Here is a 24618-nt window from a genome sequence, read left to right on the forward strand (position 1 = left end):
ATGCGGCTTGAAGAATAGGAAGAAGTCATGAGTAAGGAGAAATTCAGAATGTACAGGTCCGGTCCCAGATTTTTCTTAGGTCTCACGCTAGGTATCGCTTCGCTCGGGGTTGCGGGTATCTCCGGTTGCAACAAAGCACCCGATGCCGCCTCCATCCCAAACAACTCCGGGCCCGATCCGGCGGACGTCAACATGGCTCCTGTCGATAACAGCCAGCAGCAACAGCCCGCTGCTCCTGCTCAGCCAGCGACGTCCAGGGTCCTGGGCATACGCTCCCAGGCGCAACCCCAGCAGTCCTCTGAGCAATACGCTCCCCCACAGAACGAGTCCTATGGCGCCGCGCAGAACACCCAGCCAAGCCAGGGCTACGACTACAACGCCCCCGACAACTACTCCGACGCGGACCAGGCCGCCGACGAACAGTCTCTCCTCCAGGCCGAACAGCCTCCTCCTCCCTTGCCCGTGTATGAGCAGCCCGAAGCCCCCGCGCCCAACTATCTCTGGACCCCCGGCTACTGGAGTTATGCTCCCGCCGGTTACTTCTGGGTTCCCGGCGCATGGTGCGCTCCGCCTTACTATGGCGCCCTCTGGACCCCCGGCTACTGGGGCTTCTATAACAATGCCTATCTCTTCCACCGCGGCTTCTGGGGCACGCATATCGGCTTCTACGGTGGTATCAATTATGGCTTCGGCTACACCGGCAGCGGTTATCACGGCGGCTACTGGAACGGTAACAACTTTTACTACAACCGCGCCGTCAACCGCATCAATACGACTCGCATCACCAACGTCTATAACCGGACGGTCATCGTAAACAACACCACGATCAACAACCGCGTCTCGTATAACGGTGGCAGAGGCGGACTGGCAGTAAGGCCTCAGCCTGCAGAAGTGGCAGCCATGCGCGGACCTCGCGTCGCCCCCATGTCAACGCAGATCCAGAACCAGCGCGAAGCTGCCCAGAATCGGCAGCAGTTCTACAACGAGAACAAGGGCCGCCCAGCGATGGTCGCAGCCACACGTCCCATCGCCGCAGATAGAAACGCTCAACGCCCCGGTGCCGCAGTACAGCCCGGCAATCGCCCCAGCGGCCAACCCAATCCCAACAGTGTTCGCCCTGGTCAACCAAACGTCCGCCCCGGCCAACCCGAAACCCGGCCTGGCCAGCCGGAAAATCGCCCCGGCCAACCGGTCAACCGCCCCGAGGTGCAGCCGGCACGACCAACCCAACCCCAGGTCAGACCCAACCAGCCGCAAACCAGGCCCGTCCAACCAGAAAACCGTCCTGCTCAGCCCCAGACTCGCCCAACGCAGCCCCAGACTCGTCTTGCTCAGCCCCAGGCTCGTCCAGAGCAGCCTCAAACGAGACCGCAGCAGCAGTCCCGTCCCCAACAACAAACAAGACCGGAGCAGACACAGCGGCCGCAGGAAACGCGTCCCAATTCTCAGTCTCGACCTGCCCCGGAATCACGACCACAGCAACAAGCCAGACCCGCTCCCGAGTCCCGTCCCCAAGGCGGAGGTGGGGCACATGGAGACGAGCGTCGATAGTTCTTCACCGATCACAAACAAGAGAGGACCCGCCGCTTGGTGGGTCCTTTTTTTTTCCGCACAGATTAAATGCCCTCAACCCTCTTCAGAGGCAGCATCCTCAAGCCACGTATGATCGCAGTCATCGCACCTCCACTCGTTCACGGGGTCGACCGCGTCCAATAACGTCTCATGGCTACCGCAGATCGGACAGGCCGGCACGTCGAACTCTTCAGGCGCCACCTCCGCCTCCGTCCTGAATCTCTCCGCCAGGGGCTGCGACAAGATGACCGTTGCTCTCTGAGCATCCTCCGGAGCAACAACGACACGCGGTCCCCGCAACCCACCTGCGCCATCCTGCGTGAGCACCACCGATTCAACTCCAGCCTCCCCCAGCGCCAGGTAGGCAGCTGATGCTCCGTATCCATCCTCGAACTCAAACACACACTCTGCCGGCGCCATCGCGGCATAAGCACGCAGGTTGGCCAGATCGTCCTCGCTCAGCACACGGCTCGCAGCCTCCTCTCGAACCGGCGCAGCCGTCAGTCTGCGTCGTCCCACCTCACCCCGTAGCGCCTCCTGTGCGGCCTCCGTCAGGTCGGCCATGGTACGTCCCAGCGCAACTAACTCATCATCACCATAAGAGCTGTAGAGCGCAGTCAACTCCCGGTACTGCTCCGCATCGCCGATCATCCTTCTCTCCTCGCCACTTGTATGGAGCTACCTGTATCAAAGCCACTTGTATCGAATGAGTCTTACAGACCCAGCGCAATTTGACCAAGCAGCACTACATTCAACGTCAGAATAATCGCAACCGTGCACCACCCTGCGATACGCGTCCGTCTCGCGCTCGTAAAGCTCCGCATTACTGACTCCCTGTTCGTCAAAATCAGTAGAGGAACCAGCGCAAACGGCAGCGTAAAGCTCAACACCACCTGGGACAAGATCAGGATCCGCAGCGGATCCAGCCCAAAGGCAATCACGAGCAGCGCAGGAATGATGGTGATCAGCCTCCGCAGAAAGACCGAAAATTTGATATCGAGAAATCCCTCGATGATCACCTGCCCGGCCATGACTCCCACCGTAGACGACGACAATCCGGAGCACAGCAGCGCCACCGCAAACACTGTCGCCGACACAGGCCCAAGCAATGGCCCTAGTGTGTGATATGCCTGCTCGATGCTCGGCGCCATTCGGCTGTGCGCAAATGCAACCGCAGCCATCACAATCATTGCCGAGTTGATCAGCCACGCTCCGTTCATCGCGAAAAGCACATCGATCAACTCGAACTGCAGATACCTCCGACGCCGTGAGAAACCCTCAACTCTGGGCTCCTTCGCCAGCTCCTGTACCCTAGGCTGCACCAGCGCCGAGTGCAGGTATACCACATGCGGCATCACCGTCGCTCCCAGCATCCCGACCGCCGCATATAGACTGCCATGGATCTCCTTCGGATCGAGCGTGGGCACCAGTGTAGAGAACGCCGCAAGTCTCCAGTCCGGATGCACCAGAAACACCTCGAACCCGTAGCAAAATCCGATGAGGCCGACAAATGCCATGATGCCCCGCTCCAGCCACCGATAGCCCGCGAGGTCCAGCGCAAGGATGAAAAACACCGCCACCGCCGCGATCATCGCCGCCGCAAACAGCGTCTCCGTCCGCGTCCAGCCATGCGCCAGCAGCGTCCCGCCAAACAACAGATAGATCCCCAGCGCAGCGCCTAAAAATTCGGCGAGATCCGTCGCAATCGCCGCAACCTCCGCCATCACCCACAAAAATAAAGTCCACGGACGCGAGAAATGTCTTCTGCAGTTCTGCGGCAGCGTAAGCCCAGTCACAATGCCCAGCTTGGCCGAAAGATACTGGATCAGGATGGCCATCGCGTTCGACCACAACAACACCCACAGCAGCCGATACCCGTACTGGCTGCCGCCAAGGATGTTCGTCGCAAAGTTTCCCGGATCGATGTACGCAACCGACGCGACAAACGCCGGCCCGAAGTACCTCCACATCTCGTTCCGCCGAAACTTCGGCTGGAACGTTGGCTTCTCCTCTCTAATTGAAATATTAGCCATGACTAAATATCGCTTTAATGCTAACCTAAGTCAACTGAACTCCCATGGCAAAACCCCTCTCGAAGGCACACCGAACCGACCAGCCAAAAGAATCTGCCCATCCCCCGGGCAGCGAAGCGGTCGACGACTACCTCAAAGCCATCTTTCAGCTCAGTGGCAGGCCTGAGCGCCAGGTCTCCAGTACTGAGATCGCGGCCCATCTCTCCATCACTGCGGCCTCCGTCACCAATATGCTGCAGAAGCTCGCCGGACAGAATCCGCCACTAGTGGCCTACGAGAAACATCACGGCGTAAAGCTCTCAAAGGCCGGAAAGAAGCGTGCCCTCGAGATCGTCCGACACCACCGCCTCATCGAAACCTTCCTCCACGAGATCCTCGACTACCCATGGGACGAAGTTCACCAGGAGGCCGAGCGTCTCGAACACTTCATCTCCGAACGATTCGAGGAGCGCATCGCCGCCAAGCTCGGCCATCCCGAGTTCGACCCTCACGGGCACGCCATCCCCGCGCTCGACGGCTCCCTCCCAGCCCAGGAGCCGCAGGCGCTCTCGCAGCTCCGCCCCGGCCAATCGGCAAAGGTCTCGAGCGTCTCCGATAACGATCCCGAGATGCTCCGCTATCTCGCTGCGCAGGGAATTCGCCCCGGCGTCAAACTCACCCTCAGCGAACAACTCCCCTTCCAGGGCGCCTACCAGGTTCGCATCGGCTCCTCTACAAAACCAGCCCTGTTAAGCCACTCCTTAGCCGAAGCCATCACCGTCAGCAAACCACAACAATGATCGTTCACAATGGGGCATGGCTCTGGCGGAGACGATAAAACCAGCGAAGAGTTGGACGCGGCTGGACGGAGTGGATCTCCTCCGCGGCCTGGCCATCTTCTTTGTGTTGATGAATCACGTCAACATGAGACTGCTCAGCGCGAAAGTTCCATACACCCACGGTCTTCCGCCTCAGCTTGTGTACTCCCTCGTCTGGAACGGGCAGTTTGGCGTACAGATATTCTTCGCCGTCTCTGGCTTCCTCATCACATCCACAACGCTTCGGCGCTGGGGGTCAATCTCCAACGTGAATGTGCGCGACTTCTACCTGCTTCGGTTCGCTCGCATCGCCCCTCTGCTCTTGCTTCTGCTTGCGATCTTGTGCGGCCTTCATCTCGCCCATATCGAAGGATTCGTTGTCTCTCAAAAGACCGGGGGCTTGGGACGCGCTCTACTGGCGGCACTCACCTTCCACATCAATCTTCTCGAAGCTCGAAGAGACTACATGCCGCCAAGCTGGGACATTCTCTGGTCACTCTCCGTCGAAGAGATGTTCTACCTCTTCTTCCCCTTGGCCTGCCGTCTCTTCCGTCGCGAAAGATATCTTCTGTTCCCCCTGCTTGCCTTCATCGTTCTCGGGCCCTTCGCTCGGTCGCGTGCCTTCAACCACAACCCAGTCTGGCGAGAGTACTCCTACCTTGGAGGCATGGATGCTATCGCTCTCGGTTGTCTCACCGCACTCTTCGCTGCAAAACGCTACCTCTCCCGCACAACCCTCTGGACGCTTGGAATCCTCGGCACAGTCCTACTTATCTTCAGCCTCTGCTTCTCCATCCGCGCATACATCTGGGGTCTCGGGCGCAATGGCCTCAACATGACTATCCTCGCCGCGGGAACCTGCATGATCATCGCGGCGTTCGCCCAGACGCATTGGCGAGCCCCTCGCATACTCACACCGCTACTCCGACTAGGCCAGCGCAGTTATGAGGTCTACCTGACCCACATCTTCATCGTTCTCGGACTCTTCTCCCTCTTTATCTCCGCAGGCAAGCCAATCAGATACGTCCCGCTCCTCTTCATCGCTGTCATTCTCTTGGCAGCTTTGTTAGGAGAACTCGTAGCGCGTGGCTACTCGGAGCCAATGAACCGCTGGCTTCGTAGACGCTGGGGCGACAGCCCCGAAAGACTCGGCTCGGTCACACCCTCGATTCGACCTCTCAAAACAAGAGATAATCACATAAGCACGACATAATAGGGAGCACTCGAAGCGGATGAAAGTTTTAGTAATCGGTGGTGGTGGCAGGGAGCACGCCCTCGTCTGGGCGCTACGCAAATCAGAGCAGGTCACGGAGATTCTCTGTGCTCCCGGCAACGGCGGCATCGCTCAACTCGCGCGCTGCATCCCCGTCGGCCCCGGCAACCTCCACGAAATGGTCAACCTCGTCGCCGTCGAACAGCCCAATCTCACCATCGTCGGCCCTGAACTTCCGCTCTCCGTCGGCCTCGTCGACGAACTCACGAAACGTGGTCACCGCGTCTTCGGCCCCACCCAGGCCGCCGCAAAGCTCGAAACCAGCAAAGCCTTCGCCAAAGAGTTCATGCAGCGCCACGATATCCCCACCGCTGCCTACGCCCTCTGCACCACGCTCGATGAAGTCCGCGAAGAGCTCACCCGCTTCACCGTCCCCGTAGTCGTCAAAGCCTCAGGCCTCGCCGCAGGTAAAGGCGTCGTCATCTGCGAGACCCACCTCCAGGCCGAAGAAGCTGCCGCGCAGATGTTCAGCGGCGTGCTCCTCGGCACCCAGGAGACCGAAGTCGTCATCGAGGAGTTCCTCACCGGCGAAGAGCTTTCTTTCTTCGCGCTCTGCGACGGCACCCACGCCATCGAGATCGCCTCGGCGCAGGATCACAAGCGCATCGGCGAGGGCGACACCGGCCCCAACACCGGCGGCATGGGCGCCTACTCCACCGACGGCATCGCCACGCCGGCCATGCGGCAGTGGCTCCTGCGCAACGTCGCTCAAAGAGTAGTCGACGGCATGAACTCCAAAGGAAGCCCTTTCAAAGGCATTCTCTTTGTCGGCATCATGATGACTCCGCGCGGTCCCATGGTCCTCGAGTTCAACACCCGCTTCGGCGACCCCGAGACCGAAGCCATCCTCCTGCGCCTAGAGACCGACATCCTCGATCTCTTCAACGCGTCTATCGACGGCACCGCCAACGAACTCATCATCAGGATGCGCGCCGGCGCCAGCGTCTCCATCATTGCGGCCAGCGGGGGCTATCCAGTCAAATATGCTTCGGGCAAACCCATCGCGGGCCTCTCCGCGTCGTCCTCCAAAGATGTCGTTGTCTTCCACTCCGGCACCACCATCAAGGACGGTCAGCTCGTCACCGCCGGCGGTCGCGTGCTTGCCATAGCCGCTGTCGCTCCCGATCTTCGCGGTGCCCTCGACAAGGCCTATGCGGAAATCGCGAAGATCTCCTTCGATGGAATGCAGTATCGCCGCGACATCGGCCACAGAGCCCTCGAGTAGCATCCGTCAAAGCCTGCGAGCTCAGCCCGGGAAGCCACTTTGGAACCCGGCAAACCAGTCACTACCAAAGATTCTGGCCTCGTCCCGATTAATTCTCACTCATAGTTCGTCTTAGCCGATGAGAGGAGTGTGCCGCAGCGCACAACTTCAATCAGCGAGCAAGGGAGACGTACAGATGATCCGGCAGGCAATCAATTGCGATATGTGCGGAGCGGAGAAGCAAACAGTCACCAGCCACTGGTTTGTGGCTTATGAACAGGACGGCGAACTGAAACTTCGCGGCTGGGAGTCTCCCAAGAACTCGCGCAAAAATGTAAAACATCTCTGTGGACAAAAGTGTGTCCAACGGCTCACCGCCAACTTCACGGCGGCGGTTATGGCATCAGGCCATGGAGCTGAGACCGAGAAGGAAACGGCCGTCGAGACCTTGGACCAGCGCGCCAGGGAAGCCTACGACGACCGGGACGATATGCCTATCCTCGAGCGCATGGGCTACGACCGTGCAACCGCAGCCCGGATCGAAGAGGAGTCCTGGGCCGGCCCAGCCAAGCCGAAGGAGTCCTGGGCTCCACCTCGTCCAAAAGAAAACTCCTGGGAGCACGAGAACAAACTGAAGACTGAGCGTGAAGGTCTCCTCGACGCAGCTCGCGCTAAGTCGCAAACGCCTAAACGTTTTCCAGCGATGGCCTGATGACGTTAGGCTTCCATCTCACTCAACACGCGGCACCGCAGATCCCGGCTTCCCTCAGTGGGTACAGCAGCTGCACTCACGGCAGAAGCTATGGTTCATGCGGTGCGCGCTCATCATGAGGACACTTCCCATCATCGTGATTCCAACCTCGAAGCTGTGTCTTGGTAGGCGGTCCGCAAAGAACGCGCCGAAGAAGATAAACGCCAGCCCCGCCGCCATCGTCGCGAGCACACGGAGTCTCTTGTGCGTGCGATAACCCTTCGCCAGCGCCATCGCTCCCAATATCGCGATCCCTACCGCCAGTGTCCGGTGTGTTCGCTCTTCACCTGGAATCAGATGGGCCATGACCACAGACATCGAGATAAGAAAAGGTGTCGCAATGCAGTGCACAACACAGAGCGCCGAGGCCCAGATGCCTAAATTATCTGCAGAAAATATGGAGATGCGTGACGTCGTAGTGTTCATAGGTTTGACAGCAGCTTCGCTAAATTTAATGACATGCATGAGATAAAGAAAATATCTATTGATATATTATTATCATTAATAGATCCCATCTTTCCAGCACAGCGAATGAATAGCCCTAATGGTCCATTCGCACCTTGACATCCCAATCTAGGCTGTAGTCACGGCAGGCAGAATCTCCGACACATCCACCCATTGGGTCGGATAATCGCCCGTGTAGCAAGCCGTGCAGTAGGTATTCGGCACGGCATCACCCACAGTACAGCTATGCAGCAAACCATCCATGGAAAGGTAAGCCAGCGAATCCGCTTCAATATATTCGCAGATCTCCTTCACGGACTTGTTTGCAGCAATCAGATCCTTCTTGCTCGGCGTATCCACCCCATAAAAACAAGGCGAGATCGTAGGTGGACACGAGATTCGCAGATGCACTTCTGTCGCTCCCGCTGCCCGTACCATCCGCACAATCTTTCGCGAAGTTGTCCCACGAATAATCGAGTCATCGATCAAAATAACCCGCTTACCCTCCAGCAGACTCCTCACCGGATTCAACTTCATTCTCACGCCAAAGTCCCGCACCCGCTGCTCCGGCTGAATAAACGTCCGCCCCACATAGTGGTTGCGAATCAGCCCCAGGTTGAAGGGAATCCCTGACTCGGTCGCATACCCAATCGCCGCCGTCACACCCGAGTCCGGCACCGGCACAATTAGATCCGCAGGCACACCCGACTCCCGCGCAAGTGTCTTGCCCATCTCCTCGCGGCTCCGCTGTACCCAACGTCCATAGATCCGCGAGTCAGGCCTTGCAAAATAAACATGCTCGAACACGCAACTCGCCTGCTTGGTCGTTGTATCGAAGTAGCGGCTCGTCACGCCATCTTCAGACACCATCACTAATTCGCCAGGCTTCACATCGCGCTCGTACTTTGCATGAAGTAGATCGAACGCGCACGTCTCACTCGCAAACACAAACGTATCCGGAGCACCATCCACACCCGGAATCCGCCCCATCGACAGCGGCCTAAACCCATGCGGATCGCGCGCCGCAAAGATGCGGTTCCGCGTCATCATCACAATCGAAAACGCGCCCTCCACCTGGCTCAACGAGTCGGCGATGCAGTCCACCAACGTCGTCTCCTTCGAGTGCGCGATCAACTGAATAATGATCTCCGAATCGCTCGTCGTCTGAAAGAGCGCCCCATCCCGCTCCAGCCGCTCACGCGCCGTACCCAGGTTCACCAGGTTGCCATTATGCGCAATCGCAATCAATCCCTTCGTACTCTCCACCGAGATCGGCTGCGCATTCAGCAGCGCCGAATCTCCCGTCGTCGAATACCGCGTATGTCCAATCGCGATATGCCCCGGCAGCTTCACCAGCACATCATCGGTAAAGATCTCCGACACCAAACCCATACCCTTGATGTCGTTCACATTCTGCCCATCCGCGCTCGCGATCCCCCCCGACTCCTGCCCGCGATGCTGCAGAGAATACAACCCCCAATAAGTCATCCGAGCCGCATCGGGATGGTTATAAATCGCCATCACCCCACACTCTTCGCGCAGCTTGTCGAACGGCGTCTCATCATCCTCGTCAGGATCAACGTCTGTGAAAGTTGTTGTGCCTGTTTGTACCTCTTGTCTGTCACTCCGCAGCGCAGCAGAGGAATCCGCCGTTGCAAACCCTGAACTCATCGCCAACTCATCCCGAACCAGAGGTTCACTCATGCCGTCACCACCTCATCGGCCAACTGCTCTTCCATGGCCCCAGCCCAAGCAGCCTTCAACGCCTTCACCGGCTCGTTGATAACCGCCTTCTCGTTGAGCAATATCTCAAAGTTCCCAGAGGTCACCTCACCCAGCGGAGCTAAGAAAACATTCGGATGCTCGCGAAGCACCGCTCGAATGGCACCCACCTTCGCGGCATCGGCCGTAGCAATCACAGACGAACCGATCTCGCTAAACAGGCGCTCCGTTATGACGAACGGCTCTTCCGATTCAAGCCGCATCGAAACTCGTACGCCTAACTCGCGCGGGAAACACGCCTTTGCAAACGCCACCGCGCAGCCGCCATCCGAAAGGTCGCTTGCCGATACCAGCAGCCCCTCCTCGGCAAGCGCAGCCAGCGCCTTATGCAGCGCAGCCTCTTCCTTCAAGTCGAGCACCGGAGGAGCCCCCCACAACTGCTTCAACACCGTCTTGGAAAAATCCGTAGAACCCATATCCCGCTTTGCGTTCCTGCCGGCTCCTCTAAACGCCGAAAGAAACAGCACCACATCGCCCGCCTTGCGAAAACTCGCAGGCACAGCCTTCGTCACATCGTCGATAATCCCAACGATCCCAAGCACCGGCGTCGGATAAATTCCCTCACCCTTGGTCTCGTTATAAAGCGAAACATTACCGCCTGTAACCGGCGTTCCCAGCGCAATACAAGCCTCCGCAATCCCATCGATCGCCTGCGAAAGCTGCGCCATAATCTCCGGCTTCTCTGGATTTCCGAAGTTCAAACAGTTCGTAGCCGAAACCGGAGTAGCTCCCGTACAAGCCACCTTCCGCGCAGCCTCAGCCACCGCATGCATCGCCCCCAGCTTCGGATCGAGATACGTCCAGCGCCCGTTTCCGGCCAACGCCATCGCCAACCCGCGGTCGCCTCTCATCACACCTGCAGACTCATGCGAAGCCTTCGGCGAGACCACTGGATTCGCCGCATCTTCGTCGTCAGTCGCAAGCGTCGCCTCGCCCTTCGGCGTCGAAGAGGCTACCAAATCGGCCAGAGTACCCAATACTCCACGATGATGTGCCGCACCGGATCTCTCTCCCGTACCCTTGATCCGCATCACGCCAGCTTCACCGCCCGGCCCCTGCACCGTATTGGTCTGCACCATCGAGTCGTACTGCTCAAACACCCACCGCTTATCGCAGATATTCGCACTCGCTAGCAGCTTCTTCAAATCCGCCGTATAGTCCCGCGGCTTATTCAACTCTTCCAACACATGCGCCGGAGGATCCAGCGGCACCGGAGCCTTCCACACCCCCACCGGCCGGTGATACAGCGGAGCATCATCGGTCAGCGACTTATTCGGAATATCCGCTACCAGCACCCCATGCTGCGTAATCACCATGTTCGGCTTCTCGGTCACCTCGCCGACGATCGAAGCATCTAGTCCCCACTTCGAAAACACATCCAGGACCTCAACTGCGCGCTCCTTGTCAGCCACCAGCAGCATCCGCTCCTGCGACTCCGACAGCATAATCTCGTAGCTCGTCATGCCCGTCTCGCGCTGCGGAACCCGATCCAGCTCCACCGTCAATCCAAGATCGCCCCGCGCACCCATCTCACACGTCGAACACGTCAAACCCGCCGCGCCCATGTCCTGAATCCCAAGCACTGCTCCAGTAGCCATCGCCTCGAGACAAGCCTCCAGCAGCAGCTTCTCCATAAACGGATCGCCCATCTGCACGTTCGGCCGCTTCTGCTCCGAGCCCTCGGTAAACTCCTCGCTCGCCATCGTGGCTCCATGAATCCCATCGCGGCCCGTCTTCGCGCCCACGTAGATCACCGGATTGCCAACGCCCGTAGCCTTCGCATAAAAAATCTCATCGCTACGAACCAGTCCCAGCGCAAACGCGTTCAGCAACGGATTGCCCGAGTAGCAAGCCTCAAACCGCGTCTCCCCGCCCAGGTTCGGAACCCCAAAGCAGTTCCCATACCCCGCCACGCCATGCACCACGCCGGTCGTAATCTGGTGGTTCCGTCTCCGCAGCGCCTCGTCCGGCTCAGCTTCATCCAACGGCCCAAACCGCAGCGAATCCATCACCGCCAGCGGCCGCGCGTTCATCGTAAAGATGTCCCGCAAAATCCCGCCCACGCCCGTCGCCGCGCCTTGGTAAGGCTCGATATAGCTCGGATGGTTATGCGACTCAATCTTGAACGCACAAGCCCACCCATCCCCAACATCGATGATCCCGGCGTTCTCCCCCGGTCCCTGCACCACGCTGCCCGGTCCGGTCTTGCGCTCACCCTTCGTCGGCAACCGCTTCAAATGCACGCGCGAAGACTTATACGAACAGTGCTCCGACCACATCACAGAAAAAATCCCCAACTCAGTCAGGGAAGGGGTACGTCCAAGCGCTGCTTCTATGCGCGTGTACTCGTCCGGAGTGATACTGTGCTGCTTGAGCAGCGCCGGAGTAATGGTAGCTGGAGAGGGAACTTGGGCTTGCTGGGCTTGCAAATTTGGCATGGCTCGCTAGTTAAGATTGTCGCATGTTCGCCACCCCACCGCGACCACCCCGTCCTTCAATGCCGTTCCAGCGCAACCCGATCCCACCTCGCCGCGTCCGCCGCCGCCGCATACGCGCTCTCCAGAAACTCCATCAGCGTCCCCTCGGGAGAACTCTGCGTCCGCACATCGTCGTACTTCAAGATGAACTCCCCCAAAGCCTTATCCCACCTCGCCGCAGCAGGTCGAATCCTCGCCTCCCCTAGTCCTTCCGGCACCGGAGCCGCATAGCAATAGAACGCGGCCACCCCATATCCTCCATTCCCCGGCCAAAAACCCGCCGAGATCACCTCATGCGAATACGCCTCACGCTGAATCGCATCCATCCCAGGACGCTCCGGCGCCGGCCGCCCAGAAAATCGTGTCACCGCAAAATCGAAGCTCCCCCAGAAGAAGTGCACCGGGCTCACCTTCCCTAGAAATCCCGTCGAGAAAGCCCGAAAGACCCTCTCCGTCTGCACCAGCACCCGCCAGAACCGGTGCGCATACTCCGGCTCATACGACCTGCGCTCCGTGTCCAGATCGAACCGGATCGGATGCGCCAGCTCCACCGGCATCGGATTAATCTTCACCGAAACCTCAAGCTCCGCCAGGCACCCAAGATATTCCCTATAAAAATCCGCCACAGACTGGGCCCGCAGAGGCCGCGACACGCTCCTCCCTGAGCCCATCCGCAGATGCAGCGCATGCTCCACAAAGTCGAACTCGATATCCAGCACATCGTCGCCGTACGCCATCGCAGACGTGCCCAGCCCGCGCGCCGTCACATAAAGAGGCACATTCCACCAGTGGTTCTGCAGCGGCGTAAGTGCCAGCCGCGTCTTCCCCACAATCTGCGTCCACATATGCAGCGTATTCGCTGTCGCCTCCCATTCACCCCAGGGCAACGCCGGCCACCCTCCACTCCCCGCAGCTCCGCTCACAGTCCCTCCTCAAATCACTCCAAGAGCATACGCCGCCAGCACTCAGCCGCCCGTACTCCCAAACCCGCCCACCCCACGCGGAGCCTCCATCAACTCGCTCACCTCTTCAAACTCCGCCTCAATCCGCCGCACAATCCGCAGCTGCGCCACCCTGTCCCCAGCCTTGATCTCCACCGCCGCCGCACTCAAGTTCGTCATCACCACCTTGATCTCCCCGCGATACCCCGGATCGATCACCCCCGCCAGTGTCGTCACCCCCCGCACCGCCAACCCAGACCTATCCTCCACCAACGCTCCATGCGTAGCCGGAAACTCCATCGCGATCCCCGTCTCCACCGCAACCGTCTGTCCCGCATCAAGCGTCGCCGCACCTACCGCGTATAGATCCGCCGCCAGATCTCCAAACGGCCCCGTATGCGCATACCGAGGCACCTGTGCCGCTGCATGCATCTTTAACACCTTGATCCGAACAACCTCATGATTCTCCACACCCACCGTCATAGCATCTCTCCATCAAAACTTTCGTATCTCCTATTCTTACCGTAGCCGCAGATCTAAACCAATATTTGCCAGCGCATGAAATATCCAAACTCGATATACCCCAAACGGGGGAGGGAACTGCCCCAAAATGCGAGACTTTTCCTCCGCGTTTCAACGTCAAATGAACAAGACAGAAGTTGTGTCCGAATCCTCTTGCCTGACCAGCCATCTACCGGAACCACAGGAGAGTTGCACCGTGGCCATCGACGTTCAGCACCTTAGCTCCACCCGCCGATACGAAGCCCGCGCCTCCAACCGAGGCCACCTGCAGCATCCAGTCCAAAGCCCCGTCTTCCAGGCTCCAAAATCCCTCAATCCAGCACAATCCGCCACTCTTCACGCGCTGGTCAGCCTATTCACCACCTCCGGTACGGCCCACCCGTCCCCCATCTTCTCCCCGCCCTTCGAACATGAAATTGGGCTCGACGAGCTCGACGCCCTGGCCCGTACCCACGCAGCATTCCCCTTCGCCGAGCTGCCTCCCGATCTCCAGGACGCCATGCTCCACCTGATCGCCGCCCGAAACCTCACCACCCGCAAGCTCGACCTAGCGCTCTGGCTCGAAGAACTACGCAACGAAATCACAGACGTCTAACCGCGCAGCCACCCGCTCCCACGCAAGACTCTACTGCCCATCCATCCTCACCACGCGATAGCTCGCAGGCGGCTGAAACAGTCTCCCATCCGGCTCAGTCGTATGAATGCTCCCCACCTCGAAGTCCTGTATCGCAGACGCGCGCGGGTCCATCCGCTTCGTACTCACATTAATTCCCAGCACAGGTGAGTACCAGAACTCCTTCACAATCGGCTGCGGCTTCTCATTCCCAATCGCCCCGCTGTTCAGCGTTGTAATCTCACGCGAACCCACAAGCTCCAGCCCGCCCACCATCTTGTTCCCAAGTTGCTCCTGCGACACCGAGCTCATCCCATTCTGCTGAACGCTCTGCGGCACCTTCGTCGCGGATGACGCCCCAGGCGCTGGCGCATCAAACCGATACACCGTGCAAACCTGCACATCCGGCCGGCAAATCGTCATCTGGTGCAGGCTAGGATCCTGATAGTCCAACTCCGACAGCCGCGTCTCCTGCGTATCCCCGTTAGGGCTGAAGTACCGCCGCTCCTGAAACACCTTCCCTGAGCTATCCCGCGCTATCGTCCGATGGTTTTTCATCGTCGCCGTGCTTCCATCCGGCATAATCCGTGTCCACTCCGTCGTCACCACCGCGCTGAACGGCGCATTCGGAGTCGCCGGAATATCGATACTCTGCAGGCGCTGCATCGTTCCGCCATCCGGAGCATGGTTCGCGGCACTCTGCGCCAGCAGCAAACCACTCGCAATCAAAGTTCCACACGCAGTCAAAACAGGAGATATTTGCCTTTTCATCGATCTCGACCTCGGCAGCAACAGTTTGCCACAGATCGATGAAAACAGATCGAAGAAATTGGCTGTATTTCCTATCAAGCGCAGCAAGCGCCCACTTCGGGGAGAGTGTAGCGATTCGCCGTTCCTCCCGCCTGCCGGCACAAAGATAACAAGCGACCAACGGGAGCCGCACCCAAGGGGTATACAAATCACGAAGTGATCGCCGCCCGCGCAGGGCGATCGGCCGTCCGGCCATATCCTTTCCTACCAAAAAGCACCGAACAGATCGATCCAACCTACCGCTTCCGCATCCTCAAACTCTGCCAGCTCCCATCCGTCGTCCAGCCCCCATCCACCGGCAGCGCCTGGCCATTGATAAATCCACTCTGCTCCGGATCCGCCAGAAACAGAATCGCCCGCGCAATATCCTCCGGCGAAGCAAACCGCCCCATCGGATTGACCCCTTCAATATCCGCATCGCTATACCCACCCCCGGCCTGGTCCGCCACATCCATCTCCGTCTTCACCCACCCCGGACACACCGCATTGCACCTCACCCCGCGCCCGCCCCGCCGCCAGCGTCCGCGTCAGCCCAATCAACCCATGCTTCGACGCGTTATAAGCCGACCGGTCCCCAATCCCAACCAGTCCCGCAATCGAAGCAACGTTCACAATGCTTCCCAACCGCTGCTCCAGCATCATCGCGCCAAACCCCTTTGCCAGTAAAAACGGAGCAAGCAGATTCACCTCCAGCACCCGCAGAAAAGCCTTCCCCTCCACCGTCTCTGCCGGAGCGATAAAGCTAATCCCTGCATTGTTTACCAACACATCCACGCATCCCCACTGCGCACGCACCCTCTCCACCGCGCGCGTCACCAACGCCTCGTCCGAGACATCCCCAGTTACCTCGTCGGCTTCAACTCCAGCCGCACGCACCGACGCCAGCGTAGCCACACAAGGCTGCATATCCATCAACATCAGCCCATACCCCGCAGCCGCCAACACCTCAGCCGTCCGTCGTCCAATCCCCTGTGCAGCACCCGTAACCACCGCGATCTTCATGCCATCCAGACTACTAGGGTGTGCTGACATACCGGCTGGCAGCCGATCCTCCAGCAAGATATGTTCCAGGCGACCAACGGGAGCAGCACCCAAAGGGGTATACCCGTCACGAAGTGACCGCTCCACGCGCAGTGGGTCCGGCCGACAGGCCAAAGCCATCGCACCGTTTACTCAATCAGCAGTACGAAGCACCCGCTCCAGACCCCGAATCAACCGCTCATTCTCCATCTCCGAGCGCACTGCAATCCGCAGATGTCCCGCGGGCAGACCCTCAAAGTTCGTACACAAGCGCAGCACAATCTGCTCCCCTACAATCATCCTCGTCCAGGCCAGGTCCACATCGAACTCCGCCGGAAATCGCAGAAGCAAAAAGTTCGCACTCGCCGGATAGCTCGCGATACCAAGCCGCGCCAGCTGTTCTTCCAGCCACAGACGTCTCCGCTCATTCGCTCCCCGTGCCTCTTCTGCGTACACCTCATCTCCCAGCGCCGCGCACACAGCCTCAGACGCAAGCGTCGTCACCGGCCAGGGCGCGATCACCCGATTCATCCCTTCAACAACAGAGGAGCCCCCGATCGCATACGCCACACGCAGCCCGGGAATCGCAAAGAACTTCGTCACCGACCGAAACACAATCACATTCGCGCGCTCAGCCGCGAACTGCGCAAGCGACTCCACCGGCGAGTAATCCATGAACGCCTCATCCAGCAGCACCGTCACGCCGCTACCCGTCGCAGCCTCAATCAACCGCTGCATCGCCTCTTTCGAACACAGCGCCCCAGAAGGATTCTGCGGATTGGCCAGAAGCAGCGAGTCGCACCGCTCACTCCGCAACGCCCGCAACAGATCCTCCGGCCTGTAACGAAAGCTCTCATCACTCAACAACCGATAAGTCACAACAGCAACGCCGCAACTCTCCAGCGTCTTCCTGTACTCGCCAAACGCCGGCACCGGCAGAAGACATCGCACAGTCTTAAGCGACCGCAACGCCGCCTCCAGCAACGGTACAAATCCATTCGCAACAGCGACACTTTGCGGCAGCACACCTTCGTGCTTCGAGATCGCAAGCCTCAAACCAGACAGCTCAAGATCCGGATACGCGGTCAACGTCTCCGGCACCTCCAATGCCCGCCGAATCGCGGCCAGCACCACCGCCGGAGGACCATCAGGATTGATATTCGCGCTGAAGTCCAAAAGCCTCTCCGCTGCGATCCCGTACCGCGCAGCAATCTGCCTCATCTGTCCACCATGCACCGGAGCCATACTCTCAGAAGTAGAAGTAGCCGTCATGCCTTCCTCCGCAACAGCAGCGCCGCAACCAATCCAATGCCGGAGACCGCAGCCGCAATCCGAATCGCCTGCCTCGCACTCTTCCTGCCAGCAGCAGGGAACTCCTCTCCCATCAAAGGCGTCATCATACGCTCACCAGCATAGAAGTTCTCCCCGCCAAGCCGCACCCCAAGCGCACCTGCCATCGCGCTCTCCGGCTGCCCCGCGTTCGGGCTCTTATGCTTCCTCCCATCGCGCATCCACGTACTCATAGCAGCCCTCGAACGCCCATCCCCTGAAGCCAAAGAAGCCGCCGTAATCCCCAGCGCCGTCAATCGCGAAGGCAGAAAGTTGGCAACATCATCCAGCCGCGCCGCAACCTTGCCGAAGTAAAAATACCTCTCGTCCGCATGTCCAATCATCGAGTCAAGTGTATTGACCGTCTTATACGTCATCGCAAGCGGGACACCCCCAATCGCCATATAGAACAGTGGAGCCATCACGCCATCCGAAGCACTCTCCGCCACAGTCTCAATCACCGCCCGGCTGATCTCCCGCTCCTCCAACTCTCCCGTATCCCTGCCAACGATCCTCGCCAGCCGTCGCCGCGCCAGCTCCACATCGTGTCCCTCCAGAGCATCCACCACAGCCGACGCCTCATCATGCAAACTGCGCGAAGCCAGGCAAGTCCAAGCCAGCGCCGTCTCTGTCGCCACACCAAACCAACCCGCACGCCTCCCCGCCCACGCGACGATCTTCGCTGTCCCCACATAAGTCGCCACCACCAACCCGACCGTCAGCGCGCCCCCAGCCGCAAACTCCACCGCAGCCGACTGCCCCGGTCGCCTGAGCACTCGCTCTCCCGCATAAATACTCTTCCCGATCAACCGCACCGGATGCGGAAACCACTCCGGATCACCCACCATCCAGTCCAGAAGATAAGCTGCCACCATCACGCCGCGACGACTCATCGTGCCGCATCTCCAGCCACAAAGCCCCGCCGATAAGCGACCCCAGCCCAACCGAAGATCGTCTCCATATCCAACGCACACTCCACCTCATCGGCAAGCCGGTTCAGCGACTCTTCCCGCAGCTGCTTCCAGTCATAAAGCTCCCCCGGTCCATTGAGACCATGGAACGCTCGCCCGGCCCGAATAAAATCATGACGAAACCCATCCTCATCGAAGATCCCATGAAGATACGTACCAAACACCCGCTCATCGGCGCTCACGCATCCATCCTCAATCGAAGCTCCATCGCGAGTCGATAGCCGAGCGAAGTGTGACCCCTCACTCAGATACATCGTCTCGCCAATATGAATCTCGTACCCTGCAACTCGCCTCTCCGCGACCGCATGACCAAACAGACTCGCACCCGCCATCTTGCCAACAACATTGCGCGTCACCTTATCCGCCTGCATGTCAGTCCTGATCGGCAACAACCCCAACCCCTCCATCGATCCCTCCCGCTCCACGCCAAGCGGATCCGTAATCGTCTCTCCCAGCATTTGCATGCCGCCGCAGATCCCCACCACAAGCCCCCTCCGCGCACGCAGCTGCACCGCCGCATCTATCCCGCGTCCCCGCATCCACATCAGGTCGTCCATCGTCTGTTTGCTTCCCGGCAAAATCACTACATCCGCCTGCGCAATCGCCTCAACCGTACGGCAGAACAGCAGCGACACCGCAGGCTCAGCACGCAGCGAATCGAAGTCCGTAAAGTTCGAGAAAGACGGCAACGCCACAACCGCAATCCGCAGCCTCCGATCCGCCGACCCGTCCGCAAGTTCATCTGCCGTCCACTCCGCATGCTTCGCCGCCGGCAGCCCCAGGCTATCCTCCTCGTCCAGCACCAACGAAGGCAGATAAGGCACCACGCCCAGGCAAGCCTTCCCCACGCGCTCCTCCATCATCCGTATCCCCGGCTCCAGCAGGCTACGGTCGCCGCGAAATTTGTTGATCGCAAATCCACCAATGCGCGCGCGTTCCTCCGTCTCCAGCAGTTCCAGCGTTCCCAGCAGCGAAGCGAACACGCCCCCTCGATCGATATCGCCCACCAGCAAACATCGCGCATCGGCCATCTCCGCCATCCGCATATTCGCAATGTCGTGCTGCTTCAGGTTGATCTCCGCAGGCGAACCCGCACCCTCCATCACCACCACATCGCAGCTCGCCGCCAGCACCTCATAGCTCTCCCGCACCAGCGGCATCAGCTCCTCCACCCGCCGCTGATGATAGTCCGCCGCCGTCACCTGTCCCCAGATCTTTCCCCGCACCACCACCTGCGAAGAGCTCCCACCCGACGGCTTGATCAAAATCGGATTCATATGCACCGAAGGCGCAACTCCCGCCGCCTCCGCCTGCAGCGCCTGCGCTCGCCCAATCTCAAGACCCTCAATCGTCGCGGCCGAGTTCAACGACATATTCTGCGACTTGAACGGCGCAACCCGATACCCCTGCCTCGCAAAGATCCGGCACAGCGCCGCCGTCAGCAGCGACTTCCCAACATGCGACCCCGTACCCAAAACCATCACAGCACGCGCACTCATCGCTTTGGCCCTTCCGTATCCCAGCCGCTATCGTACCTGTCATACGAGAGAACACTCTTCAGCGGCGTGCGTCTCTCCCATCCTGCCTTTTGCAGATCAGGCTCCGTAGCAAACTCATCCACATATCCTAGGCAGAGATAAGCCACCGGAGTAATGTGCTCCGGAATCCCCAATGTCCCACGCAGCAGATTCGCATCCAGAATACTTACCCACCCCACCCCAATCCCCTCCGCCCTCGCCGCAAGCCAAAGATTCTGCACCGCGCAAACAGCCGAGTAGAGCGCCATCTCCGGCATCGTTCGCCGTCCCAGCTGATGCCCCTGGCTGCTCTGCGAATCACACACGACGCAAAGATTCTGAGGAGCTTCGAGTATTCCCTCCAGCTTCATCCCCGTATATAACTCCTGCCGCTCGCCCTCATAACTCGCCGCCGCGCTTCGGTTCGCATCAAGAAACAGATCGTGCACCGCCTCCCGCACCGCACGATCGCGCACCACAATAAATCGCCACGGCTGCATCAACCCTACCGACGGCGCGTAGTGCGCAGCCTCCAGCAGACGCTGCAACAACTCATCCGGCATCGGCTCCGGCAGAAAGCCGCGGCGCACATCCCTGCGCTCTCGAATCGCGCGATAGACCGCCGCCCGCTCTTCCTCGCCGAAGCCCGCAGCCTTTGTCATTTCCACGCCCTCGACCACTTCGGTCCAGCCGTCTCGCCACTTCGCAGCCGCGCATCCACGCCTGCATTCTTTTCAATCAATCTCCCAAACAGCCAGATCACATCCGACAGGCGATTCAGATAAGAGAGAATCTCCGGCTTGAACTCCACGCCGCTCGACGCCAGCCTCACCGCATTGCGCTCCGCACGGCGGCACACCGTCCTCGCCACCTCATACGCCGCCGACTCCGTATGCGCCCCCGGCAACGACCAGTCCGACAGAATCCCCTCCGTCGCCTCAATCTGATGCACCAGCTTCGTCAGCCCATCCACATCCTCCGGCGAGATTACCGGTGGTGTCTTCTTACTCTCCGGCGGAGTCGCCAGCGCCGATCCCAGCCGAAACAACGTCCGTTGAATCCCCTCCGTCCACGTACGAATCTCCTCGTTCGTGCACACGCTGCGCGCAAAGCCCAGCACCGAATTTAACTCATCGACCGAGCCATAGGCCTCCACTCGCAGGTCGCCCTTCGAGATGCGAATCCCTCCAGCCAAACCCGTCTGTCCGCCATCTCCACGTGTCGTTGCAATGCTCATATCTCTTCTCCTTGTACTTCATCTTCTTCATCAAAAGGCTCCAGCGACTCTTCCACGCGAACGCGAATCACCTTGCGCAGAGCCGCTCTCTCATACCGCAAAACCATACCCTCATCCAGAAAATCAGTCACGCGCGGCGGACGTTCCGAGAACAACTGCTCCTCCCCAAAGAACCACGGCTCCGTCGCACCCAACTCCTCAATCGTTCGCGCCCGAATCACCACAGCCGGAACACAGCACACTCCCGCCTTCAACAAACGATAGGCCCGATGATATCCATCGCGAAGAAACCACCGCCCGCGAAACTCGGCAACCTCAAAGAAAGGACTGCCGCCATACATCTCAAAAGGGAAGCGATCAGACTCCCGCATCTCCGGCTTCAACCGTAACTGCAGGTCAGGATTATTGGAGTACAACGCAAAGTTCACACCATCGACGTCATCCTCACCACGAACCACGCGGCACTCCGTACTCCTGTCCCCACCCAAAGCAACCGCAACCAACTGTTCCCAATCGTCCTGCCTAACTCCCATTGCCTCGGCACGTCCTCGCCCAAACACCAGCCTCCGCTGAAACGCCAGCACCGAACGCAGATCCACCACCCCCAGCGCCCACTCGAGCCCCGCATACTCCGCATGCAGATCCGCTCTCTGTGCCGCCGCATCCAGCAGATGCCGAATCTCCCGCGTCTCCATCGAAAGCAAAGCGGAACAATCCACATAGCCATCACGCAAAGCAAGCCGCTCTTTCGCATCCCTCACCTTCGCTTCAATCTCTCTCTGGCCCACGCTCGCAGAACCGCGATATCCATACTCGTCCAACTCCCACGCGATCAACTCACAAACGTCAACCTTCGCCTCGCTCACAATCCCACCTCAACCTGCCGCGCGCCAGACGCCTCGCTCACAACATGACGCACCATGCAGCAGTACGGCCTCGTCTTCTCCCAGGCATCTTCCTCGGAGCATCCGTGCAGCGCACGAAGCACAACCCGCATCACTCCCGCATGCGTCACCACCGCAATCTTTCGCCCTTCAGCCCTCTCGCAAAGAAAATCCACCTCATCCAGCACCCGCCGTTCAAAGTCAGAAAACCTCTCCCCACCCGGTGCCGGCAGCTGCGGATACTCCTCCATCCAGCGCCGCGCATACTCCCCGTCTCGCGCCTCAATCTCCTCCCAGTAAAGCCCCTCCCACTCGCCAAAATCAATCTCGCGCAGCGAAGAACGCACAGAAAGAGAAACGCCAAACTCACGAGCAACTTCCGAAGCAGTCTCCCGCGCGCGACGCAGATCACTGCTATAAACCTCATCGACTTTCTCAGCCCGAAGTTCTTCGATCAACCGCGAAAGCTGAAGCCGACCCGCCGCATTCAACTCCGGATCGGAGTGACCGCAAAACCTCCCCGCCATATCCGTCTGTGCGTGGCGAGCAAACAGAATCTCACTCATGCCATCCACACTCCGCAGACATAAACAGCAATCTCCGTCAGTTGATTCGTCGCACCAAAACAATCGCCAGTCACACCGCCCAATCGTCTGTAGTAGAACCACCCACTCAAACCGGTAACCAGCATTGCCGCCACCAGCGGCCCCACCCCCGACCACCGCAGCAGAACACCGACAACAACCAGCGTGAACAACGATCCAAACACAAGCGACCGCAGAGACGTAAGCTTCGCAATCCGAGCGCCCTGCCCCTCCTGTGCACGCGCCGGCGAAAGCACATAGCTCAGCGGAAGCGAACTCCATCGACTCAACACCTGCGCCGAGATTACATACGCCGCAAAGTGCTCCAGCGGCATCGCCGCCAGCATCGCATACCGTCCCAGCAGCGACAGCACCAGCGCCACCGCGCCGTAGCTTCCAATCCGGCTATCCTTCAAGATGTTTAAAATCTGATCCCTGTTCCAACCGCCACCAAATCCATCCGCCGTATCGGCAAGACCATCCTCATGCAGACCACCCGTAATCAGCACGAAGTAGATCAGCACCGCCAAAGCAGTCAAAGATCTGTTCAGATGCGGCACCAGCAACCAATGCACACCCGCCGCTCCCGCTCCAACCGCCAGTCCAACCAGAGGAAAAAACTTAACAGCACGCGACAGCGAGTCAGCCTCATACACAGACGAGGGCATCGGAATCCGCGTCAAAAACTGAAACGCGGCCGTCACCTCTTCGCCAAGTGCGCGAACCTGTCTCGCAACGCTCACCCCTTCGCCTCGCTCACCCCGGCAGAGGCGAACGTCGCCATCTCGTTATAGATCGCCATCGCCGACTCGATCACCGGCATCGCAAGCACCGCGCCGCTTCCCTCTCCCAGCCGCATCCCCAGCGTCAAAATCGGCGTCAGCCCGACGTACTCAAGGAGCGCCCTGTGCCCCGGCTCCTCCGACTGATGCCCCGCAAAAAGATACCCCTTCACCTTCGGCTCTATCGCAAACGCAATCGCCGCCGCAGCCGTAGAGATAAATCCATCCGCCACAACTGCGATTCCATGCCGAGCCGCGCCCAGCACAAACCCCGTCATCGCCGCAATCTCCAGCCCACCTACACAACGCAACACATCCAGCGGCGCAAGCGACGCCCGTCCCTCAGCACCACCAAAATGTTCTTTGACGACCGCCTCGATCACCTGGCACTTTCGCGCATGTTCGTCAGCATTCAGCCCCGTTCCTCGACCCGTCACCATCGCAACCGGCTTGCCCGTCAGAGCGCAAGTCATCGCACTCGCAGCCGTCGTATTCCCAATACCCATCTCACCAACAGCCAGCAGGTCGTAACCCTTAGCCTTCGCGTCCGCCGCCAACTCCATCCCCACCGTCAGCGCCTGCGTCAGCTCCTCTTCACTCATCGCCCGCTCCCGCAACATGTTCCGTGTTCCGCGGCGCACCTTGCGATGCAACAGCCCATCGACCCCGTCGAAGTCTGCATCCACACCCACGTCCACGACGTTCATCTCCACTCCATGCAGTCTTGCCAGCACGTTGATCGCAGCGCCCCGCGCAAGAAAGTTCAACACCATCTGCCGCGTCACCTCGCTCGGATAAGCGCTCACTCCCTCCGCCGTCACCCCGTGGTCCGCGGCAAACACATACACCGCCTTCTTCAACGGCTCAGCAAACCTCTCTCGCCGAACCGATACCATCTGCGCCGCCAGATCCTCAAGCCTCCCAAGACTTCCCAGCGGCTTGGTCAGAGAATCAAGGTGCTTCCGCGCCCGCGCACTCCACTCCCCGCTCGGCAACTCAATCGCAACTGCTGTCTCCAGTACCATCTCTCCGCTCGTCACTGCACTCATATAGCCCCTTCCGTACGTCTCATCAA

General features: G+C 59.5%; 23 protein-coding genes and 1 pseudogene. 6 read left to right on the forward strand and 18 right to left on the reverse strand.

Features of this window, described 5'->3' with window-relative positions; translation table 11 throughout:
- The first annotated feature begins 48 nt into the window (after positions 1–48).
- On the forward strand, positions 49–1551 hold the full coding sequence (locus tag GSQ82_RS16580; protein ID WP_254061691.1) for a YXWGXW repeat-containing protein: 1503 nt from the start codon (positions 49–51) through the stop codon (positions 1549–1551).
- A gap of 75 nt (positions 1552–1626) precedes the next feature.
- On the opposite strand, the gene GSQ82_RS16585 is transcribed toward GSQ82_RS16580, so the two are convergent.
- Both GSQ82_RS16585 and GSQ82_RS16590 read right to left on the reverse strand, forming a co-directional pair.
- Positions 1627–2223, reverse strand: coding sequence for a hypothetical protein (locus GSQ82_RS16585; RefSeq protein WP_158793295.1), 597 nt, complete (start codon positions 2221–2223; stop codon positions 1627–1629).
- A 62-nt stretch (positions 2224–2285) separates the two neighbouring features.
- Positions 2286–3605: an Nramp family divalent metal transporter gene (locus GSQ82_RS16590; protein ID WP_254061692.1), complete on the reverse strand. Its 1320-nt coding sequence runs from the start codon at positions 3603–3605 to the stop codon at positions 2286–2288.
- A 44-nt stretch (positions 3606–3649) separates the two neighbouring features.
- On the opposite strand from GSQ82_RS16590, the gene GSQ82_RS16595 reads away from it, so the two are divergent.
- The 4 genes from GSQ82_RS16595 to GSQ82_RS16610 all read left to right on the forward strand — a co-directional run bounded on the left by GSQ82_RS16595 (position 3650) and on the right by GSQ82_RS16610 (position 7591).
- A complete protein-coding gene (locus GSQ82_RS16595; protein ID WP_158793296.1) occupies positions 3650–4384 on the forward strand; it encodes a metal-dependent transcriptional regulator in 735 nt (244 codons plus the stop codon).
- Positions 4385–4400: 16 nt separating this feature from the next.
- Positions 4401–5615 carry an acyltransferase gene (locus tag GSQ82_RS16600; RefSeq protein ID WP_158793297.1) on the forward strand — a complete coding sequence of 405 codons (1215 nt, stop codon included), beginning with the start codon at positions 4401–4403 and terminating at the stop codon, positions 5613–5615.
- A gap of 19 nt (positions 5616–5634) precedes the next feature.
- Positions 5635–6900 carry a phosphoribosylamine--glycine ligase gene (gene purD, locus GSQ82_RS16605; RefSeq protein ID WP_158793298.1) on the forward strand — a complete coding sequence of 422 codons (1266 nt, stop codon included), beginning with the start codon at positions 5635–5637 and terminating at the stop codon, positions 6898–6900.
- A gap of 175 nt (positions 6901–7075) precedes the next feature.
- Complete coding sequence (locus tag GSQ82_RS16610) at positions 7076–7591, forward strand: hypothetical protein (RefSeq protein ID WP_158793299.1); 516 nt, start codon at positions 7076–7078, stop codon at positions 7589–7591.
- Between the two features lie 54 nt (positions 7592–7645).
- Here GSQ82_RS16610 and GSQ82_RS16615 read toward each other — a convergent pair whose 3' ends face one another.
- The 5 genes from GSQ82_RS16615 to dut all read right to left on the reverse strand — a co-directional run bounded on the left by GSQ82_RS16615 (position 7646) and on the right by dut (position 13757).
- Positions 7646–8095 (reverse strand): MerC domain-containing protein, encoded by a 450-nt coding sequence (locus tag GSQ82_RS16615; protein WP_371417220.1) that lies wholly within the window; start codon positions 8093–8095, stop codon positions 7646–7648.
- 108 nt (positions 8096–8203) lie between these two features.
- Positions 8204–9595, reverse strand: coding sequence for an amidophosphoribosyltransferase (purF, locus tag GSQ82_RS16620; RefSeq protein WP_158793744.1), 1392 nt, complete (start codon positions 9593–9595; stop codon positions 8204–8206).
- Positions 9596–9774: 179 nt separating this feature from the next.
- Positions 9775–12294: a phosphoribosylformylglycinamidine synthase subunit PurL gene (gene purL, locus GSQ82_RS16625; protein ID WP_158793301.1), complete on the reverse strand. Its 2520-nt coding sequence runs from the start codon at positions 12292–12294 to the stop codon at positions 9775–9777.
- 56 nt (positions 12295–12350) lie between these two features.
- Complete coding sequence (locus GSQ82_RS16630; RefSeq protein ID WP_158793302.1) at positions 12351–13256, reverse strand: DUF5996 family protein; 906 nt, start codon at positions 13254–13256, stop codon at positions 12351–12353.
- Positions 13257–13298: 42 nt separating this feature from the next.
- Positions 13299–13757 carry a dUTP diphosphatase gene (gene dut, locus GSQ82_RS16635; RefSeq protein WP_158793303.1) on the reverse strand — a complete coding sequence of 153 codons (459 nt, stop codon included), beginning with the start codon at positions 13755–13757 and terminating at the stop codon, positions 13299–13301.
- Positions 13758–13992: 235 nt separating this feature from the next.
- Between dut and GSQ82_RS16640 the strand changes: the two genes are divergently transcribed.
- Positions 13993–14391, forward strand: coding sequence for a hypothetical protein (locus GSQ82_RS16640; protein WP_158793304.1), 399 nt, complete (start codon positions 13993–13995; stop codon positions 14389–14391).
- A 30-nt stretch (positions 14392–14421) separates the two neighbouring features.
- Here the strand turns inward: GSQ82_RS16640 and GSQ82_RS16645 are convergent, their stop codons facing one another.
- From GSQ82_RS16645 to cobT, 11 genes and pseudogenes are all read right to left on the reverse strand, one after another.
- Positions 14422–15180, reverse strand: coding sequence for a hypothetical protein (locus GSQ82_RS16645; RefSeq protein WP_158793305.1), 759 nt, complete (start codon positions 15178–15180; stop codon positions 14422–14424).
- A gap of 275 nt (positions 15181–15455) precedes the next feature.
- A pseudogene (locus GSQ82_RS16650) lies at positions 15456–16380 on the reverse strand (SDR family NAD(P)-dependent oxidoreductase).
- A 12-nt stretch (positions 16381–16392) separates the two neighbouring features.
- A complete protein-coding gene (locus tag GSQ82_RS16655; RefSeq protein ID WP_158793306.1) occupies positions 16393–17511 on the reverse strand; it encodes a histidinol-phosphate transaminase in 1119 nt (372 codons plus the stop codon).
- Positions 17508–18461 carry an adenosylcobinamide-phosphate synthase CbiB gene (cbiB, locus tag GSQ82_RS16660; RefSeq protein ID WP_158793307.1) on the reverse strand — a complete coding sequence of 318 codons (954 nt, stop codon included), beginning with the start codon at positions 18459–18461 and terminating at the stop codon, positions 17508–17510. The genes GSQ82_RS16655 and cbiB overlap by 4 nt, the downstream gene beginning before the upstream one ends.
- A complete protein-coding gene (locus GSQ82_RS16665; RefSeq protein WP_158793308.1) occupies positions 18458–20038 on the reverse strand; it encodes a cobyric acid synthase in 1581 nt (526 codons plus the stop codon). The genes cbiB and GSQ82_RS16665 overlap by 4 nt, the downstream gene beginning before the upstream one ends.
- Positions 20035–20718 carry a 5,6-dimethylbenzimidazole synthase gene (bluB, locus tag GSQ82_RS16670; RefSeq protein WP_158793309.1) on the reverse strand — a complete coding sequence of 228 codons (684 nt, stop codon included), beginning with the start codon at positions 20716–20718 and terminating at the stop codon, positions 20035–20037. The genes GSQ82_RS16665 and bluB overlap by 4 nt, the downstream gene beginning before the upstream one ends.
- On the reverse strand, positions 20715–21293 hold the full coding sequence (locus tag GSQ82_RS16675; protein ID WP_158793310.1) for a cob(I)yrinic acid a,c-diamide adenosyltransferase: 579 nt from the start codon (positions 21291–21293) through the stop codon (positions 20715–20717). The genes bluB and GSQ82_RS16675 overlap by 4 nt, the downstream gene beginning before the upstream one ends.
- Positions 21290–22159, reverse strand: coding sequence for a hypothetical protein (locus tag GSQ82_RS16680; RefSeq protein WP_158793311.1), 870 nt, complete (start codon positions 22157–22159; stop codon positions 21290–21292). The genes GSQ82_RS16675 and GSQ82_RS16680 overlap by 4 nt, the downstream gene beginning before the upstream one ends.
- Entirely contained in the window at positions 22156–22743 is a 588-nt protein-coding gene (locus GSQ82_RS16685; protein WP_174243086.1) for a histidine phosphatase family protein, read from the reverse strand. Before GSQ82_RS16685 ends, GSQ82_RS16680 begins: the two co-directional genes overlap by 4 nt.
- Positions 22740–23504, reverse strand: a complete 765-nt coding sequence (gene cobS / locus GSQ82_RS16690; protein ID WP_158793313.1) for an adenosylcobinamide-GDP ribazoletransferase — start codon at positions 23502–23504, stop codon at positions 22740–22742. Before cobS ends, GSQ82_RS16685 begins: the two co-directional genes overlap by 4 nt.
- Entirely contained in the window at positions 23501–24592 is a 1092-nt protein-coding gene (cobT, locus tag GSQ82_RS16695; protein WP_158793314.1) for a nicotinate-nucleotide--dimethylbenzimidazole phosphoribosyltransferase, read from the reverse strand. Before cobT ends, cobS begins: the two co-directional genes overlap by 4 nt.
- Positions 24593–24618: the final 26 nt, after the last annotated feature.

This window comes from Granulicella sp. L60 (assembly GCF_009765825.1).
Taxonomy (GTDB): Bacteria; Acidobacteriota; Terriglobia; order Terriglobales; family Acidobacteriaceae; genus Edaphobacter.